Genomic DNA, 16,907 nt, shown 5'->3' with positions numbered 1-16,907 from the left:
CTAGGCCGCTGTGGCCTGTATCATCAATAGCTCAAACGGCAAAAGAGACGCCTGCGCACGGCCCTCGGCAAACACATGATCTGTGTACAGGGCCTGTACATCATGTTCGTTATAGTGATGCCGCGCGCCATTGATTTCGACATAGTCCGCCTCAATGCGCCCATGGCGTGGCGTCCAATGCGTACCGTCAGAACTGCGCGCGTCCATTCCGATCTGAACCCCAGTGGCCACCTCAATCTCTGGAATGACGGCAGAAAGGTCCAGATCAAGGTCAACCTGCTCTAATGACGCGTTGGTCAGAAAAAACACAAACTCCCCATTGCGCTCAAACGCCGCCACTTGAAATCCATCCGGTGCTCCGGGGATATCGACTTCAATCAATTCCATTCCGGGCAGGACATCTGACATCAGGTCAAACACCGCCCCGCGCAGCGTCTCAGTCACCCGCCCCTGTGCGTCCCTGTCCACATGGCCGTCATCCGCCGGCCCACCGAGGTCATTTGTAGTGTTGTGAACAATCGGCCAGACATGCGCTGCATCCACGCCAAGCTCAACCATGTTTTCCACCATCTCCACCAAGACAGACATGCCCATCAAGCCGTTGCAGGCCGTATTGCTGGCTCTGAGGTTCCATTCGGTCACATGAAAACTCAAACCATGGTCAAACCGATCCTCCCATACGGCGAGATCAATATTGATATAGCGATATTCCCGTGACGTATCATCAAATGAGGTGGCGCCACGCACCCAATAGTAATGCTCCACCACCCCATCAATATGCGCCATCGCCTCTGGGCTGAGTTGGTCAATGATGGTGTGGTTTGCCGCATTCACACGATCCACAAAACCGCGCGCATCCACATCTGAGCCAAACTCGGACACCCCATAGACCGATCCCATTTGCACGAGAATTTCTGGCGATCCTGCCTGCGCCGCAGCGATCCCTTCGGCAAGTTCTTCCACGGCAATATTGGCACGCTGCCCATATTCAGTTTCCCCCATGCGCGCCCAATATTCATTACCGACCTCAAAAGCTGCGATCTTTGCCCCATATTCGTTGAGAACCCTCTCTGCCCATTGCGACAAGCCTTCCCCATAGTCCTCAAGCGCCGCGTTCGTGGTGGAAATCACCAAAGTGACCTCACCTTCCACACCCTCCAGAAAATCCGTCAGCTCCGGGCGCAATGCACCATCTTCGGTCAATGCCGTGACATCCAGCCAATCTTCCCCCTCAACACCAGAGTCTTCTGCTCGCCCGGACGGAAAGCGAAACTCTTCCAGCCCAAACGCGTCGACAGCGCTCTCAAATGTTGGCGTAGGCGCGCCATGGTCCGTGGCCACCGTATAGGGCGCATTGGTGCCAAACATGTCTTCGGACACAAAGAGCCCTGTGCGCCCGACCTCCTCTTCTTCGGGGGGATCATCCCGAACATCCGGGTTTTCTGCGGGCGTGTCCTCCTCGTCGTCCTCCTGTGCGATGCTGATGCCCATGAGCACGACCATTGGCAGAAATAGCATCAACCCAAGTCCCATCGCGCAGCTCCCTGATTGAACAAGGCAATAGGACACCCGCAACCAAAGCGGGCACTTGCGATGGCGGAAACTGCGGAACCGATTAACCTTACTTCAGCAGAATATCATCCGCAGCTTTCTCCGCTTAAGTGAGGCAACCTCTACTTTTGCGGGCTGCAGAGCAGCAGTGACGCAAAGACGGGTTTGCATAAATGCAATTCAAATTTTAGGAGTTTTTAAGACTTCTTGCCCAAGCGCGCCACCAAATCGGCGGCAAGCGTGGCATGATCCACATCCGCCTCCACCGCCAGTTTGCGCAATCCAAAATGGACATGGGCGATGTCTTGATAATAGCTCGTATAGGCAAAATTGGTGGCCGCTCCTGCTGCGGCGCCGATCACGGGAACCATTTGCGCGGCCAGTTTTTGCCCCAGAACCGGGGCCAAACGCGGCACAATCACTGCCGAAATCCACTTGGCACCGCCCACCGCCAGCCCGGCCCGCTGCTCCAACATGGCCAAATCCGCACCGCGATCCTCTTCAAAAGGCCCATTGGCCGCCAGTACCTGAACGCAGTCAAAGCGCACGCTGTCATGGCTTGGATCAAATCCATATTGCACAGCCACACCTTGAATAGCACGCAAGAGCACTGTGACGGTGATCGGCAGTTCCGCGAGGGATGAGGTCACGCCGCCAGCCCCGCCTGCTGCGCCCAGCGCTGCGGTGATGGAGGCATTGATCCAATCTGGCTGGTCTTTCACAACAGCGCGGCTGCCATCGGCCCATTTCACCGCCTGCGTCAGCGCCAGTTCCGTGGCACTGCCCAAACCGTTCTGCACATCGTCTGGCAGGGTTTTCAACAAGCCGCCGACAGGCATGCCCAAAATGCCAAGCACCTTCATGCCCAATCCGCTTGCGTTGCGATACCGCAGCGCCAGAGCATCAAGTTCCGTGTTCAGATCAATATCGCGCGCCGGGTGTTCCGGTAAAATCTCGATGGGTTTCATGGGTAAGAGGTAGGGTCTCAGCTGCAACGTTCAACTCTTGCGCGCAGAAACCACCTCTCCTGAGACCCCAGCCCAAGCCTCCTCAATCAAGGCCCGCCCCAACACACGCTCCGGATTGGTAGGCGGCGGCATGATCACGCCGTCTAATTTCTCAAAACCGAAACGTTGATAATAGGGGGCATCGCCGACAAGCATCACACGCGCCCATCCCAACGGGGCCGCGCGTTCCAGACTGCCCTCAATCAAGAACCCGCCAAGGCCTTCGCCCTGATGCGTCGGGTGTACCGCCACCGGCCCCAACAACAAGGCGGTATGTGGCCCAATCAAAACCGGCCAATACCGAATGGCGCCCGCCAAAATGCCATCATCATCCCGCGCCACCAGAGAGAGCTCTGCAACGGGGTCTACCCCATCGCGCAGACGGTAGGAGCTTAGCGCTTCCCGCCCCGGTGCAAAACACAGGTCATAAAGCGCCTCAACTTCCCACCAGTCTTCGCCTGTTTCCACAGCAAGCGTAAACACCTGCGCGCCCCCGATATTTCCATTGTGCCTTTTGCGGTTCCCTCGCCCCTAACATGGCGCTACGACTCCCTGCAAACCAATATGGAGTCCGATCGATGTTCTATCAGCCCAAAGATGGCCACGGCCTGCCGCACAACCCTTTCAAAGCCATCGTAAGCCCCCGCCCGATTGCCTGGGTCTCGACACGGGACGCAGAAGGTCAACGTAATCTGGCGCCATATTCTTTCTTCAACGCACTGGCGGACAACCCGCCGCAGGTCATGTTTGCCTCCACAGGCGCAAAACCTGATCAGGCGGAAGGCAAAGACAGCCTCGCCAACATCCGGGCCACCGGCGTGTTCTGTATCAATATCGTTGAAGAAGCCCTGCGGGACGCCATGAATGTATCTTCCGGCGCGTTGGGTAAAGACGAAGATGAGTTCACGGCAGCGGGCCTTGAAGCAGCAGAATGTGAAACCATCGACTGCCCCCGCCTTGTGGCTGCCCCAGCCTCTCTGGAATGCCGCCTGACACAGATTGTGCCACTGTTGGGTGAAAACAACTTCATGGCCATTGGCGAAGTCACCGGTATCCACATGCGCGACAGCTGTCTGGTCGATGGCATTTTTGACGTCACCACCTTCCGCCCTCTGAGCCGCCTTGGCTACAAAGACTATGCCGTGGTGGACAACACTTTCACACTCGCCCGCCCGGGCGATTGACACAGAGCCCTCATCATGCCCCTACCGCCCCCTCAAACCGCGCACCCCATCACTTTGCCAGACGGCTCTGCCCATGATGGCACAGTGCTGCTCTCTGCAGTGGTGACGCATCCGCGGTTTGTGGTGGGCGATCACACCTATGCGTCCGACTTTGCCCCGCCCCAGGACTGGGCGCAGCATCTTGCCCCCTATCTCTTTCCTTTCAGCCAAGAGACCCTGAAGATCGGCAAGTTCTGCCAAATCGCGCATGGGGTGCGGTTTATCACCGCCTCGGCCAACCACGCTCAGGACGGACTCAGCTGCTACCCCTTTCCAGTCTTTGGCGAAACCGTCCCAGAAGGCTACCAGCCAGATAAAAGGGACACGGTGATTGGTCATGATGTCTGGCTTGGATACGGTGCCATGGTGTTGCCGGGCGCGCAGATCGGGCATGGCGCGATCATTGGCGCAGGGGCTGTCGTGCGCGGAACGGTGCCCCCTTACGGCATCGTCACAGGCAACCCTGGCACCCTGACACGCAAACGGTTTGACGAGGCCACCATCGCCCGGTTGCTTTCGCTGGCGTGGTGGGACTGGCCTCAGGACCGCATCGAGCGTGCCATTCCGGCCATCATGGCCGGCGACCTCGACGGGCTCCAAGCCCTGCGCCCCGCCTAAAACAGAACCTCAGCTAGAGTTATCCACAGGGTCAGGCTCACCGCCCCCAGCAAGGTGGTCTGTGCCACAAGCGTCGCCGCCAGTTCGCGGTCTGCCCCAAATCCGGCAGCGAGAACATGCGCTGCGCTGGCTGTTGGCAAAGCGGCCCAGATCACCAGAGCCGCCGCAATCCCGCCTTCCAGCCCCAAGAGCAGGGCCACCGCCACCGCACTTGCCGGCATCACCACAAGCTTGGTGACACAAATAAGCCCGCTGAACCAATCAAGCCGCGCCAAAGCCCCCCAGTTCATCGTCGCGCCCACCGAAATCAGGGCGATTGGTATGGCCGCCGCCGACAGCATCTCCAGCGGCGCCAGAACCGGGGCCGGAATGCGCAGACCAGACAAACCGACGGCCACGCCGCTCAACGATGCCAGCAAGAAAGGATTCAGAGCCACTTTGCGCAACGTCCCAAAGAGGCCAAGGCGCTCACCACGGCTCAAAACGATCACGGCAAACGCGTTGGCCATCGGCACGCCCATGCCCACAACCACCGCCATCTCACCCGCCCCTGTCTTTGCCGTTGTGGCAACGGCAATAAATGCCAGCGCCGTATTGAAACGCCACGAAGTCTGCCAGCCGGCTGCAAAATCTTTGAACGCTTCTGGCCCAAATGGCCTCGCCAGATAGCCAATGCAAAGCCCGACACCCAACAGCAGCCACACAATCGGTGCAATCGCCACAACTTTGTTCAGCTCAAGAGGCATTTGGCTTGCCGCCACAAACAAAAGTGCCGGAAAAAGAATCTCAAAGTTGAGCTTATCCAATCCCTGCCAGGCATTCAGCGACAGCCTTGGGCGCAAAACTGCCCCGAGACCCACCAGCAAAAATGAGGGCAAAAGCCCAATCAAAATAGCAATAAAAGTCATGACGGCTCCCCCTTTTTCAGGCCGCAGCCTGAAAGCCTCTTATGCTTCCCCTCCACTTTGGGGCTGGCACTTCGACAAGAAAGACATTAATGCGCGCCGCACTCAACTATCAGGAGCAAATATGTCCAAACCTGTCCTTCAAGATATCTTTTCCTTTTCCGGTCGTCGCAACCGTAAAAGCTACATTCTTTTTTCATTGCTTATGGTGGTTGTGACCATCGTTTTGAGCGGTATCACCGCCGGTGTCGCCACTGCTACCGCTGGTCTGGGCCTCATTTTGCTGCTTCTGTTCGTGCCATTGGTCGTGGCCACATGGGCTGTAGGCAGCCAGCGTTGTCGCGATTTTGGCTGGACCGGATGGGCGATCCTTATCACCATCATTCCGGGCATCGGCCTTCTGTTTGCCATTGCCATTCTGTTTGTGCCGGGCACGCAGGGTGACAATCGCTATGGCCCCGATCCGCTGAGCAATGCAGCAGGCAACACGCCTCAAGCTGCATAACAAAAAAGGGCTGGCCCTTAGGCCAGCCCCGCTTGCATCTTTTAAGCCGTCTCAGTGACCGCCACTCAGCACGCCCGTGCGCACCGAATAATCCACGGCGATTTCATATTCAGGGTCGTCATCGCTATCCACCATCAGGTGGCCCGCTTTGCTCAGCAATTCATGACAATCCCGGCTCAGGTGGCGCAGCACAACCTGCTTACCAGCCGCTTCGTATTTGCCAGCCACAGCTTCAATCGCCTGCAGTGCAGATTGATCCACCACACGGGAGCGGGCAAAATCCACGATCACATGATCAGGATCGCTGTCCACTTCAAACAGCTCGCTGAAGCCTTCCGCAGAACCAAAGAACAGCGGCCCTTCGATTTCATACACCTTCGCGCCCGGATCAGACGCGCTTTCACGGGTGTTGGCGTGAATGCGGCGCGCGTTCTGCCAGCTGTAGGCCAGCGCAGAAACAATGACCCCCACAACAACGGCCACGGCGAGATCTTCCAGCACGGTCACAACCGTCACCAGCACGATCACAAAGGCATCCATACGGGGCACCTTGCGCATGATCTGAAAGCTGTTCCAGGCGAAGGTGCCAATCACCACCATGAACATCACGCCCACCAACGCCGCCAGCGGAATGCGTTCGATCAGCGGGCTTGCCACCACAATGAAGGCCAGCAAGAACAGCGCCGCCGCAATACCGGCGATCCGTGTGCGGCCACCGGATTTCACGTTGATCATCGACTGACCAATCATCGCACAGCCGCCCATACCGCCAAAGAAGCCGGTGACAACATTGGCTGTCCCCTGTGCGATACATTCCTGACTTGCGCCACCGCGCTTGCCGGTCATCTCGCCCACAAGGTTCAGGGTCAGCAGGCTTTCGATCAGACCAATCGCTGCCAAAATCACCGCGTAAGGCAGGATAATGTAAAGCGTCTCAAGGTTGAACGGTGCAAGCAACGCAGGCGGATACAGCCCCTCACCCTCGCCAAACGGCATGTGGAAGCTTGGCAGCCCCCCCTTGATTGAGGCCATATCACCAACAGTCGGCACATTGATGCCCAGCGCGATCACAATGATCGCGGTGATCCCAATTCCGGCCAAAGGCGCAGGAATGGCTTTGGTCAGTTTCGGCAGCCCCCAGATGATCCCCATGGTCAGCGCCACAAGGCCCAGCATCATGATGAGCTGCGGACCGGCAAGCCATGCGTCAGGATTGGCTGGATCTTTGAACTGCGTCAGCTGCGCAAGGAAAATCACAATTGCCAGACCATTCACAAAGCCCAGCATCACAGGATGTGGCACAAGGCGAATGAATTTCCCCCAATGCAGCGCCCCGGCAATGATCTGCAGGATGCCCATCAAAATCACCGTGGCGAAGAGATACTCCACGCCATGTTCCGCCACCAAGGCCACCATCACCACGGCCAAAGCCCCGGTGGCGCCGGAAATCATCCCCGGGCGACCGCCAATCAGCGCCGTGATCAACCCCACCAGAAAGGCCGCATAAAGCCCCACCAGCGGGTGAACCCCCGCGACAAAGGCAAAGGCCACAGCCTCCGGCACCAGGGCCAGAGCCACGGTCAGGCCCGAAAGCACCTCGGTCTTGATCCGGCTAGGGGTGAACCCCTCGTCCTGCATGATGGACAGGTTCGGGGGAGAAATATTCTTGGCCAGCATGGCCAGCGCCGCGCGTCGCATTGGGGCTACCTTCGTGTCTTGGGGATGAGTTCGCTTTGCTTGGTCCCTACCCGCAACCGCCCTTTCACACAAGGGTTCTGTCGTTTGTGCCCACCGGCCGGCCCGCCAGACACACCCGCAACCGCCGGATCACCGAGCAACCGCGGCCGCTCTGCGCGTCCAAGAGGCGCTTGGCAAATCCCCGCAGCTCGGGCGCGCCTTCACGAAAAGCTGCGTGAACGTGAATGGACAACCACCCGCTCAGGTTGCCACATACCCAAAGTTGCTCACATCAAAGGACAAAGCCCATGCGCTGGCTGATCGCACTGATGGTGCTTGCCACCCCCCTTGCCGCTCAGGATCAGGAGGGCAATGATCGCCCCTCCAACTGGCGCGTGACACATCACGAAATCCACGACATCTGGAACACCATCTGCGATGAGCGAGAGGAAGGTGCGGAGCTGGCACAACGCTGCTACATCCGGCGCGTGGATGTCTTTTCACCACAACCCAATTTTGCAGCGCAGTTCTTCTTCCTGACACCCGGCGCAGACGGTGGCACAGACATGCAATTTGGCATGGAGTTTGGTACGTTCACAGCTCCTGGTAATTTCCGCATTGAGCGAGACGGCGTCTCTGTCTGGCGCACAAATCGGCTCGGCTGCCTCACCGGGGCCTCCTGCACCTTTGAAGATGCCGCCGCAGAGGGGCTTTTGGCGCAAATGCTGGCCGGGGGCACCTTTCGCTTCACTTTCCGTGACAGCCACGGCACCTCGCAAGACCTCAGTTGGTCCCTCAACGGGTTTGAAGAGGCCTATGCCGACTACAGCACACAGCTTGCGCAACGTGGTCTGGGCCAACCGTAACAGGCAGCGCTGCACAATTCGCGACAGATCGCACCCGATATGCCTTCCGCTCTTCTGCGCATCACGCCTTTCCCTTGCATTTCCATACGCAGCCCCCCAAGACTTCACCCAACATATGCGACTGGGAGACAACCATGACTGAGGCCTTGAAAGAAACGATGATTGCTGTGATCGGCGGCTCCGGCATCTATGATATCGACGGCCTTGAAGACGCCCGCTGGCAGAGCGTGGAAAGCCCCTTTGGAACACCCTCCGACCAAATCCTCACAGGCACGCTCAACGGTGTAAAAATGGCCTTTCTGCCGCGCCATGGGCGTGGCCATGTGCATACGCCAAGCTCCGTGCCCTACCGGGCCAACATCGACGCCCTCAAACGCCTTGGCGTGACCGATGTGATCTCTGTCTCCGCCACGGGCAGCTTTCGCGAGGAAATGGCGCCGGGCGATTTTGTCATTGTAGATCAGTTTATTGATCGCACGTTTGCCCGTGAAAAATCTTTCTTTGGGCCCGGCCTCGTGGCCCATGTCAGCGTGGCACACCCCACCTGTCCGCGCCTGTCAGACGCCTGTTTCACCGCCGCCACAGAAGCTGGCATCAAGGTGCACAAAGGCGGCACCTATCTGGCCATGGAGGGCCCGCAGTTCTCCACCTTGGCCGAAAGCAAAATGTACCGCGAAAGCTGGGGCGCAGATGTGATCGGCATGACCAATATGCCCGAGGCCAAATTGGCCCGCGAAGCCGAGCTCTGCTATGCCTCCGTGGCCATGGTCACTGATTATGACAGCTGGCACCCCGAACATGGCGAAGTGGATGTGACCGAAATCATCGCCACCCTCACAGGCAACGCCAGCAAAGCCCGCGATCTCGTAGGCCGCCTGCCCGCCCTTTTGGGCGCCACGCGCGCAGAGTGCGCGCATGGCTGTGACAAAGCCCTTGAGTTTGCCATTCTCACCGCCCCGGACAAACGCGATCCGGCCATGGTCGCCAAGCTGGACGCCGTGGCCGGACGTGTGCTGTAAGCCTGTCAACACAATAAACAGCGCGCCGTCACTCCACCAAAGAGGCGGAGCGCTTTAATGGATCATAACCATTTCCCACTCGTGTTTGATTTTGGCCACACGGCTTGAGCGCACGATTTCCGCAAGGCTCATATTGCCAGGACAGTTTGGCGCGCAATCGATCGGTTGGACCGGAACTTTCTTAAACATCACCAAGGGCTGCATATTTTGGTCTGTTGGTTCATAAACACTATCGACCACAAAGACCGTCCATGTGGGATCAGTCGATTTCTGGTTCGCGTCCGCCAGACATTTAAAGTCAATTGGCGTCTCCAAATCACTCGACCGGAAAAATTTTTCAAACGTCCACTTCCGCTCGGCATTGCGCACCTGAAAAACAGAAAACAGCGATGCATTGGTGGCGCTGTTCATTGAACCCAAAGCGGCATTGATCGCGGCCCCCCAATGGTTCAACCCCTTGAGCGTGTCCAAATCAGAGGAAGTTTCCGCCTGCGCCTCGTGCAAAGCGCACACTGGGGTCGCGCTCCAGGATCTATGCTCATTGTGAAAGGCATAGACATCCCCTGGATCAGGTTGATGAAACGCGCTCGCCGCATTCATCTGCTTGATCTGCAACAGATCATGCTCATCTGCATCAAAGAATAAGTGGCTAGCAATCGCATAAGCGCCAATCGCCCCCACGCCGCACCAAAGATAAATTTTACGCATGCTGCCCTCACTTCGGACAGCACAGCGTGCCGCCGCATTTGTACATGCCAGCCGGGCAGCTTTGAGCCCAAACCGAGCTCGCCGCGACGGCCAGCGAAATGCCTAACACGAGAATAACAACCCTCATCACTCATCTCCAAAAATCAACAAAATAAGGACCATCGTAATATAGCCGTCGTATTTTGTCGCCTCTGGGGAACCTGACCCCAAAGTGGCTGGCACGGCCATGACGCGAAACGCATAGACGCAACCCTATTGACCTTGAACGCGATAGAGCGATTGATGGGGCTGTTCACTTTGTACAGGCCCTTCTATGTCCTTTGATCTCTGGCTGACCTTTGTTGCCGCCTCCACAGCCCTGCTGCTGATCCCCGGCCCCACCATCCTTTTGGTGCTAAGTTATGCGCTCACGCAGGGGCGTAAAGTGGCCGTGGCCACCGCAGCAGGCGTGGCATTTGGAGACCTCATCTCAATGAGCGCGTCCTTGATGGGGCTGGGCGCAATTGTGCTGGCATCGGCCACGGCATTTATGGTGCTCAAATGGCTTGGGGCCGCCTATCTGATGTGGCTGGGCTATAAAATGCTGCGCAGCGCGGGCAACGCCAGCCTCGCCGATATCAGCCGCACGTCAGACCTGCCGGGCCGGGGCGTCTTTGGACATGCGGCGGCTGTCACCGCGCTCAATCCGAAAAGCATCGGATTTTTCATCGCCTTCGTACCGCAGTTTCTGTCACCGCAGGCAGCAATGCTACCGCAATTTGCCATTTTGATCAGCACCTTTGTCACTTTGGCCGCCTTGAATGCGCTGGCCTATGCGCTTTTGGCGGACAAAATGCGCAGCCGCATCTCAAGCCCAAAAGTGATGCGTGGGCTCACACGGGGCGGCGGCGTTACTCTTATGGGTATGGGCGTATTGACGGCGACCCTCAAACGCGCTGCCTAACCGGCGGCGCGGCCCCAATCACAGCACTCTGTCAGGTTCTGAGGCTTGTCAGGAACCGTTTTTTTTCATGAACTTACGGATAAATCCGCGAATTTCACGTGCAGCGCTGGTATCAAGCTCCTTGCACAGATCAACAAAAGCATCCCGCTCGTCCTTGTCCAGACGCAGCACCAGTTGACTGTCCTTTTTCGCTTTCTTCCTGGACTTCTCCTCCGCCTTTGCAGCGGCTTTCTTGGCGTCTTCGGCGCGATCCAACTGTCCCATGCAAATCCCCACTGCACATCAGGTCTTGATTTTTTCGCTCGTATATACACTTTATATACACAGTCTAGGCAAAAATATCAGAGGCATTTGCAGAAAGGAAATAAAAATGAACATTCACACCGCCAAGACCATTCTCGTCAACGACCGCCTTGATTGGCATAAGCCCCATGCCCGCTGGTTGAGCAACACCATGTATCGGCTCAAACGCTATCGTGCCAGCCTGAGCCGTTAAGCAACTCGCGCCTTGCACTGAGGGGGCGCATCGGTCAAAACCCATGACGGTATTCACAGCTTCATGGGGACTTCTGATGCTGAAAAGCACACAGCGCAAAAGCGCCAATGTCAAAGACTACATCCGCACTATTGTGGACTTCCCACATGAAGGGATCATGTTCCGCGATGTCACCACGCTGTTTGCAGACCCACGTGGCTTCCGCATGGCCATTGACCAGATGCTGCACCCTTATGCAGGCATTCGCATCGACAAGGTTGTCGGGCTGGAAGCGCGCGGGTTCATCCTTGGCGGTGCCATTGCCCACCAGCTCAGCGTCGGCTTTGTGCCGATCCGCAAAAAGGGCAAACTGCCCGGCACCACCATTTCTCAGGACTACAAACTGGAATATGGCGAAGCGATTGTGGAAATCCACGATGATGCCATTCAGCCCGGTGAACAGGTGTTGGTGGTAGATGACCTCTTGGCCACCGGTGGCACCGCAGAAGCAGGCATCAAGCTGATTGAGCGTATGGGCGGCGAAATCATCAGCTGCGCCTTCATCATCGACCTGCCTGAACTGGGCGGTCGCAAGAAACTCGAAGACATGGGCATGGATGTCTCCGTGCTCTGTGAATTCGACGGTCTCTGAGCACAAGGTGCCCCTCCGGGCAGCCTCAAAGGTCGACCCCTAGCCCAAATGCGCAAAAAACCGGCGTGCGGTCATCAAAGCACCGCACCCGGATTCATGATCCCATGTGGATCCAGCGCAGCCTTGATTGCGCGCATCGCCGCAAGGCGGCTTGGGTCGCCATAGGTCTGCAAGTCTGCCACCTTAAGCCGCCCCACCCCATGCTCTGCGCTGAACGATCCGCCATAGGCTTTCACCAGATCATGCACGCTGCGGCTCACCTCTGCGCGGATGTCGTCATAGTCATGCCGGTTCCCGCCCTGCGGCGGAAAAACATTGAAGTGCAGATTGCCATCGCCCACATGCCCAAAGCAATTGATGCGAAACGGCCCCTGTGCCCGGATTTTTTCACCAGCTTCGGCGATAAAAGTCGGCAAAGCTCCCAGCGGCAGCGAAATGTCGTGGCTGGCCACGGACCCGATATGTTTGTTGGCGATGGGGATGCTCTCCCGCAGGGTCCAGAAATCCGCGCGCTGCGCCGCACTCTGCGCAATCACCCCATCCGTGACCAGACCGGCCTCCAGCGCGGCTTCAAACAGCCCTTCAAGCGCGGCCTCCGCACCGCTTTGCAGGCCCACATCCACCAGCACGGACCACTCCGGATCCTCTTCAAAAGGCAGGCGCACCTGCGGTAGGGTTTCCCGAAGAAACCCAAGCCCCTGTTGGCTCAGGAGTTCAAAAGCACTCACCGTTTCGCCAATCAAATCTCGGGCTAGCGCCAGCAGCGACAAAGCCGCCTCCACATCTCGCACCGCCATGATCGCTGTGCCCTGTGCACGTGGGCGGGCATAGAGCTTAAGCGCCGCTGCGGTGATCACCCCAAGCGTGCCCTCCGCCCCCACAAGCAGATTGCGCAGATCATAGCCTGTGTTGTCTTTGCGCAGCCGCGTCAGACCGTGCCAAATTTCCCCAGTAGGCAACACCGCCTCAAGCCCTAGGCAGAGGTCCCGCGCATTGCCATAGCGCAGCACATTCACACCGCCCGCATTGGTCGCCAGATTACCCCCAATCCGTGCGGAGCCTTCAGAACCCAATGACAAGGGGAACAGCCGATCCGCCGCTTCTGCGGCCTCCTGCACCTGCGCCAGAATGGCACCGGCTTCCGCCACCAGCACATTTTCCAGAGGATACACCCCACGGATCGCATTCATCCGTTCCAACGACAGCAGGACCGGTGCGGCCCCCTCGGTCTTCACCTGACCGCCCACAAGCCCTGTGCCGCCGCCATAGGGCACGACGGGCACATGTGCTGCATGGCACGCCGCCACGATTGTGGAGACCTCTTCCACATTCCGCGGCAGGGCCACAACACCCGCATGCCCAAAGTAGCGCCCGCGCGGCTCTTCCAGATAGCGGGCTTCTGGCGCGCGCAGCGTGTCGTCGGGCAATTGTGCAGCAAGCGCATCAACAAAGGCGGGAGTGGCATCAGTCAAAGTCATACCCGCAGGATTAGACCGCATGCAAAGCTACGTCTAGGGGTCAGACCTGCCCGGCCAGAGTGCGCCCGCGCCGGTCATGGCGCAAAGCCGCGTAAAGCACATGGGTGCGCCAGCGGCCATTGATCTGCAAATAGCTCTGCGCCACGCCTTCGTATTTGAAGCCGGACTTTTCCAAAACACCCCGGCTGGGGGTGTTTTCCGGCAGGCAGGCCGCCTCAATCCGGCTCAGATCCAGCCGCGTGAAGGCATGATGCACCACCGCCTCAATGGCTTCACTCATATAGCCTTTGCGCGCAAATTTCTGCCCAACCCAATAGCCCAGCGTCCCGGCCTGTGCAGGCCCACGGCGGATGTTGTCCAGCGTGATGGCACCAACCAAGGCCTCATCCTCACGCCGCACCATGAACAGCGGCACCGCGCTGTCATTGGCGATGGACCTCTGCGCCCAGTAGACACGGTTGGTGAAGCTCTTGCGGCTCAGATGTGTGGCCGCCCAAATGGGCTCCCAAGGTACCAGAAACCCTGCACTGGCACTGCGCAGTTCCGCCCAGGCGCGAAAATCCGCGTGAATGGGCGGCCGCAGCGTCAGCCGGTCGGTTTCAATCCGTACCTTGCGGCGCGTCAGAAGCATCAGGCCGCGCGCCTCTCTTCCAGCGCCTCAAGAGCAGGCGCGCCGGACACAGGCCCATAAAGCGCCATGGCGCTGCGGGCCTTGCTGGCCATCTGCTCGGCAAAGCGGCGCACATCTTCATCTGACACCGCATCAATTCGCGTGACGGTTTCTGGCAGGCTGGGGATATGTCCCCAGATCGCCAGCATCCGCGCCAGCCGTTCCGCCCGGCTTGACGGGCTTTCCAGCCCCATGAGCAGCCCCGCCTTCATCTGCGTGCGCGCCCGCGCGATCTCAATTGCGTTCATTTCTTCCGCCGCGCGTTTGAGCTCATCAATGGTGATCTCCGCCAGCTCCGCGATCTGCGCCCCAGAGGTGCCCGCATAGATCGTGGTCATGCCCGTATCCGCATAGGCACCTGTCTGTGCAAAGATCGAATAGCACAGCCCGCGCTTTTCGCGCACTTCCTGAAACAGGCGACTCGACATGCCACCGCCCAGAGCGGTGGAATAAATCTGTGCCGTGTAGATATCGGGGCTGCAATAATCCGGGCTTTCAAACCCAATTGCAAAATGCGCCTGCTCCAGCGCTTTTTCGGTGCGGTATTCGCCCCCGGAAAACTGTGCTGGCACCAGAGTGATAGACGGGCCACGTTCCAGATGGCCAAACATCTCTTCGGCCAGACGCACGATTTCCTCGTGGTCCACGCCCCCTGCCGCAGCAAGGATCATCCGTTCCGGGCGATAGTGCTCCGTCACAAAGCCTGCAAGATCCTCACGCCCGAAGCTGCGTACGTGATCGCCCTCACCAAGAATCGTGCGGCCCATCGGCTGATCCGGGTAGGCACGCTCCTGAAGCCAGTCAAACACCACGTCATCCGGTGTGTCGAGCGCCTGACCAATCTCCTGAAGGATCACGCCCCGCTCCACTTCGATCTCATTGGGATCAAAGATCGGGTTCAGCACAATATCGCCCACAACATCCATTGCCAAGGCAACATCATCTTTGAGCACGCGCGCGTAATAGGCAGTCACCTCACGGCTGGTATAAGCGTTGATATAGCCCCCGACATCCTCAATCGCTTCCGCAATCTCAAGCGCGTTGCGCCGTTTGGTGCCTTTGAAGGCCATATGCTCCAGAAAATGGGCAATGCCGTTTTGCGGGGCGCGTTCATGACGCCCGCCCGCGCTCACCCAGATGCCAATTGAGGCGCTTTCCAGCCCGGGCATATGTTCTGTTGCGATGCGAAACCCATTAGAGAGGGTGTGAAGTTGAACTGTCAACGTTGTGCAATCCGTTCCTTGATCAGCGTTTCCAGCGCCCCAAGATCATTGGGCACACGGGTGACGCGTTCATCTTTGTCCATCATATCCGCCATATGTGGCGGCAGTGCCGGGCGTGCGCCCATGGCGGTTTCCACAGCGTCCGGGAACTTCGCCGGATGCGCGGTGGCCAGTGTCACCATTGGCACATCGCCCAGATAGGCATTTGCGACCTTTACGCCAACCGCAGAGTGTGGGCAAAGCACTTCTCCGCAAGAGGTAAACGCACCGGCAATTGTCGCCGTGGTTTCTTCCTCAGAGGCACGGCCGCTTGCAAAATGATCACGCAGCGTCTCCATCGCGCCCTGACTGATCGCAAAGGCCCCGTCCTTCAGCTCTTCCATCAGCTGCGCCACCGCCCCGCCATCGCGGCCATAGGCATCAAACAGCGCCCGCTCAAAGTTGGAGCTCACCTGAATATCCATCGACGGGCTGATCGAGGGGGTCACACCCTCTTTGGTGTAGGCGCCGCTCTCCATGGTACGGTGCAGAATGTCATTCTGATTGGTGGCAATCACCAGCTGTTCAATCGGTAGGCCCATCTTCTTAGCGATATAGCCAGCAAAGATGTCGCCAAAATTGCCGGTTGGTACGGTGAAGCTCACCTTACGATCTGGCGCGCCAAGGCTCACAGCGGAGGTGAAGTAGTATACCACCTGTGCCAGCACGCGTGCCCAGTTGATCGAGTTCACCCCGGCCAGCTTCACGCCGTCGCGGAACTCAAAATCGTTGAACATGTCCTTCAGGCGTGCCTGACAGTCGTCAAAATCGCCATCCAGCGCCAGCGCATGCACATTGCTGTCATCCGGCGTGGTCATCTGCTTGCGCTGAATGGGCGACACGCGCCCATGCGGGAACAGGATAAACACATCCACATTGTCCAAGCCGCGGAAGGCTTCAATCGCCGCAGATCCCGTATCGCCAGAGGTTGCGCCAACGATGGTCACACGCTCATTGCGCCGCGCCAGTGAAAACTGGAACAGCTGACCAATCAGCTGCATCGCAAAATCTTTGAACGCCAGCGTCGGACCATGGAACAGTTCCAGCAGGAAATGGTTTGGCGCGAGCTGCACCAATGGGGCGCGCGCCTCATGGCGGAAATTGGCATAGGCCCGCGCGATGATGCCCTTGAATTCCTCATCGCTGAAAGCATCCCCCACAAAGGGCCGCATCACCGTAAAAGCCGCCTCTTCATAGGATTTACCAGCCAGTGCGGCTATCTCTTCGCGGCTCAGCGTCGGAATGGTCTCAGGCACATAGAGGCCGCCATCACGTGCAAGGCCGGTCAACATGGCCTCTTCAAAGCTCAGCTCCGGGGCATTTCCACGGGTCGAAATGTATTTCACGT

The 16,907-nt window shown here is 58.2% G+C and carries 19 protein-coding genes; 8 read left to right on the top strand and 11 right to left on the bottom strand.

The annotated features are described in order from the left end of the window. The 3 genes from J7382_RS07640 to J7382_RS07630 all read right to left on the bottom strand — a co-directional run bounded on the left by J7382_RS07640 (position 1) and on the right by J7382_RS07630 (position 3,041). Entirely contained in the window at positions 1-1,518 is a 1,518-nt protein-coding gene (locus tag J7382_RS07640; protein WP_209068483.1) for a hypothetical protein, read from the bottom strand. A gap of 230 nt (positions 1,519-1,748) precedes the next feature. Further along, positions 1,749-2,546: an EcsC family protein gene (locus J7382_RS07635; protein WP_247744903.1), complete on the bottom strand. Its 798-nt coding sequence runs from the start codon at positions 2,544-2,546 to the stop codon at positions 1,749-1,751. 3 nt (positions 2,547-2,549) lie between these two features. Next, positions 2,550-3,041 (bottom strand): N-acetyltransferase, encoded by a 492-nt coding sequence (locus J7382_RS07630; RefSeq protein ID WP_209068482.1) that lies wholly within the window; start codon positions 3,039-3,041, stop codon positions 2,550-2,552. A gap of 95 nt (positions 3,042-3,136) precedes the next feature. Here J7382_RS07630 and J7382_RS07625 point away from each other — a divergent pair, with 95 nt between their 5' ends. Further along, positions 3,137-3,742: a flavin reductase family protein gene (locus J7382_RS07625; protein ID WP_209068481.1), complete on the top strand. Its 606-nt coding sequence runs from the start codon at positions 3,137-3,139 to the stop codon at positions 3,740-3,742. Positions 3,743-3,757: 15 nt separating this feature from the next. After that, entirely contained in the window at positions 3,758-4,399 is a 642-nt protein-coding gene (locus J7382_RS07620; protein WP_209068480.1) for a CatB-related O-acetyltransferase, read from the top strand. Here J7382_RS07620 and J7382_RS07615 read toward each other — a convergent pair. Next, on the bottom strand, positions 4,396-5,307 hold the full coding sequence (locus tag J7382_RS07615; RefSeq protein ID WP_209068479.1) for an AEC family transporter: 912 nt from the start codon (positions 5,305-5,307) through the stop codon (positions 4,396-4,398). The genes J7382_RS07620 and J7382_RS07615 overlap by 4 nt on opposite strands. A 121-nt stretch (positions 5,308-5,428) precedes the next feature. Here J7382_RS07615 and J7382_RS07610 point away from each other — a divergent pair, with 121 nt between their 5' ends. Next, complete coding sequence (locus J7382_RS07610) at positions 5,429-5,809, top strand: DUF805 domain-containing protein (RefSeq protein WP_209068478.1); 381 nt, start codon at positions 5,429-5,431, stop codon at positions 5,807-5,809. Between the two features lie 51 nt (positions 5,810-5,860). Here J7382_RS07610 and J7382_RS07605 read toward each other — a convergent pair whose 3' ends face one another. Further along, positions 5,861-7,507, bottom strand: a complete 1,647-nt coding sequence (locus tag J7382_RS07605) for a SulP family inorganic anion transporter (RefSeq protein WP_209068477.1) — start codon at positions 7,505-7,507, stop codon at positions 5,861-5,863. A 287-nt stretch (positions 7,508-7,794) separates the two neighbouring features. Between J7382_RS07605 and J7382_RS07600 the strand changes: the two genes are divergently transcribed. Both J7382_RS07600 and J7382_RS07595 read left to right on the top strand, forming a co-directional pair. After that, entirely contained in the window at positions 7,795-8,352 is a 558-nt protein-coding gene (locus J7382_RS07600) for an invasion associated locus B family protein (RefSeq protein WP_209068476.1), read from the top strand. 146 nt (positions 8,353-8,498) lie between these two features. Next, positions 8,499-9,371: an S-methyl-5'-thioadenosine phosphorylase gene (locus J7382_RS07595; RefSeq protein ID WP_209068759.1), complete on the top strand. Its 873-nt coding sequence runs from the start codon at positions 8,499-8,501 to the stop codon at positions 9,369-9,371. 54 nt (positions 9,372-9,425) lie between these two features. On the opposite strand, the gene J7382_RS07590 is transcribed toward J7382_RS07595, so the two are convergent. Beyond that, entirely contained in the window at positions 9,426-10,079 is a 654-nt protein-coding gene (locus J7382_RS07590) for a hypothetical protein (RefSeq protein WP_209068475.1), read from the bottom strand. A gap of 313 nt (positions 10,080-10,392) precedes the next feature. Here J7382_RS07590 and J7382_RS07585 point away from each other — a divergent pair, with 313 nt between their 5' ends. After that, positions 10,393-11,022, top strand: coding sequence for a LysE family translocator (locus tag J7382_RS07585; RefSeq protein ID WP_209068474.1), 630 nt, complete (start codon positions 10,393-10,395; stop codon positions 11,020-11,022). 48 nt (positions 11,023-11,070) lie between these two features. Here the strand turns inward: J7382_RS07585 and J7382_RS07580 are convergent, their stop codons facing one another. Next, on the bottom strand, positions 11,071-11,286 hold the full coding sequence (locus J7382_RS07580) for a hypothetical protein (protein WP_209068473.1): 216 nt from the start codon (positions 11,284-11,286) through the stop codon (positions 11,071-11,073). A gap of 106 nt (positions 11,287-11,392) precedes the next feature. On the opposite strand from J7382_RS07580, the gene J7382_RS20100 reads away from it, so the two are divergent. Beyond that, positions 11,393-11,518: a hypothetical protein gene (locus J7382_RS20100; protein WP_280638097.1), complete on the top strand. Its 126-nt coding sequence runs from the start codon at positions 11,393-11,395 to the stop codon at positions 11,516-11,518. A gap of 76 nt (positions 11,519-11,594) precedes the next feature. Next, entirely contained in the window at positions 11,595-12,149 is a 555-nt protein-coding gene (locus J7382_RS07575) for an adenine phosphoribosyltransferase (RefSeq protein ID WP_209068472.1), read from the top strand. Between the two features lie 74 nt (positions 12,150-12,223). On the opposite strand, the gene J7382_RS07570 is transcribed toward J7382_RS07575, so the two are convergent. The 4 genes from J7382_RS07570 to thrC are packed head-to-tail and all read right to left on the bottom strand — an operon-like array spanning position 12,224 to position 16,905. Further along, positions 12,224-13,627, bottom strand: coding sequence for an FAD-binding oxidoreductase (locus J7382_RS07570; protein WP_209068758.1), 1,404 nt, complete (start codon positions 13,625-13,627; stop codon positions 12,224-12,226). Between the two features lie 40 nt (positions 13,628-13,667). Then, positions 13,668-14,258, bottom strand: a complete 591-nt coding sequence (locus J7382_RS07565; RefSeq protein WP_209068471.1) for a GNAT family protein — start codon at positions 14,256-14,258, stop codon at positions 13,668-13,670. Continuing rightward, complete coding sequence (locus J7382_RS07560) at positions 14,258-15,520, bottom strand: pitrilysin family protein (RefSeq protein ID WP_209068470.1); 1,263 nt, start codon at positions 15,518-15,520, stop codon at positions 14,258-14,260. Before J7382_RS07560 ends, J7382_RS07565 begins: the two co-directional genes overlap by 1 nt. Further along, complete coding sequence (gene thrC / locus J7382_RS07555; RefSeq protein WP_209068469.1) at positions 15,517-16,905, bottom strand: threonine synthase; 1,389 nt, start codon at positions 16,903-16,905, stop codon at positions 15,517-15,519. The genes J7382_RS07560 and thrC overlap by 4 nt, the downstream gene beginning before the upstream one ends. Positions 16,906-16,907: the final 2 nt, after the last annotated feature.

Source organism: Shimia sp. R11_0 (assembly GCF_017744035.1).
In the GTDB taxonomy this organism is placed as follows: Bacteria; Pseudomonadota; Alphaproteobacteria; order Rhodobacterales; family Rhodobacteraceae; genus Shimia; species Shimia marina.
This window is presented reverse-complemented; position numbering and strand designations above follow the sequence as displayed.

What these genes read in the sequence shown, in the direction of transcription:
- J7382_RS07640 (WP_209068483.1), bottom strand. Translation starts at nt 1,518, where the DNA reads ATGCTATTTCTGCCAATGGTCGTGCTCATGGGCATCAGCATCGCACAG.
- J7382_RS07625 (WP_209068481.1), top strand. Translation starts at nt 3,137, where the DNA reads ATGTTCTATCAGCCCAAAGATGGCCACGGCCTGCCGCACAACCCTTTC.
- J7382_RS07620 (WP_209068480.1), top strand. Translation starts at nt 3,758, where the DNA reads ATGCCCCTACCGCCCCCTCAAACCGCGCACCCCATCACTTTGCCAGAC.
- J7382_RS07615 (WP_209068479.1), bottom strand. Translation starts at nt 5,307, where the DNA reads ATGACTTTTATTGCTATTTTGATTGGGCTTTTGCCCTCATTTTTGCTG.
- J7382_RS07610 (WP_209068478.1), top strand. Translation starts at nt 5,429, where the DNA reads ATGTCCAAACCTGTCCTTCAAGATATCTTTTCCTTTTCCGGTCGTCGC.
- J7382_RS07605 (WP_209068477.1), bottom strand. Translation starts at nt 7,507, where the DNA reads ATGCGACGCGCGGCGCTGGCCATGCTGGCCAAGAATATTTCTCCCCCG.
- J7382_RS07600 (WP_209068476.1), top strand. Translation starts at nt 7,795, where the DNA reads ATGCGCTGGCTGATCGCACTGATGGTGCTTGCCACCCCCCTTGCCGCT.
- J7382_RS07590 (WP_209068475.1), bottom strand. Translation starts at nt 10,079, where the DNA reads ATGCGTAAAATTTATCTTTGGTGCGGCGTGGGGGCGATTGGCGCTTAT.
- J7382_RS07585 (WP_209068474.1), top strand. Translation starts at nt 10,393, where the DNA reads ATGTCCTTTGATCTCTGGCTGACCTTTGTTGCCGCCTCCACAGCCCTG.
- J7382_RS07580 (WP_209068473.1), bottom strand. Translation starts at nt 11,286, where the DNA reads ATGGGACAGTTGGATCGCGCCGAAGACGCCAAGAAAGCCGCTGCAAAG.
- J7382_RS20100 (WP_280638097.1), top strand. Translation starts at nt 11,393, where the DNA reads ATGAACATTCACACCGCCAAGACCATTCTCGTCAACGACCGCCTTGAT.
- J7382_RS07575 (WP_209068472.1), top strand. Translation starts at nt 11,595, where the DNA reads ATGCTGAAAAGCACACAGCGCAAAAGCGCCAATGTCAAAGACTACATC.
- J7382_RS07570 (WP_209068758.1), bottom strand. Translation starts at nt 13,627, where the DNA reads ATGACTTTGACTGATGCCACTCCCGCCTTTGTTGATGCGCTTGCTGCA.
- J7382_RS07565 (WP_209068471.1), bottom strand. Translation starts at nt 14,258, where the DNA reads ATGCTTCTGACGCGCCGCAAGGTACGGATTGAAACCGACCGGCTGACG.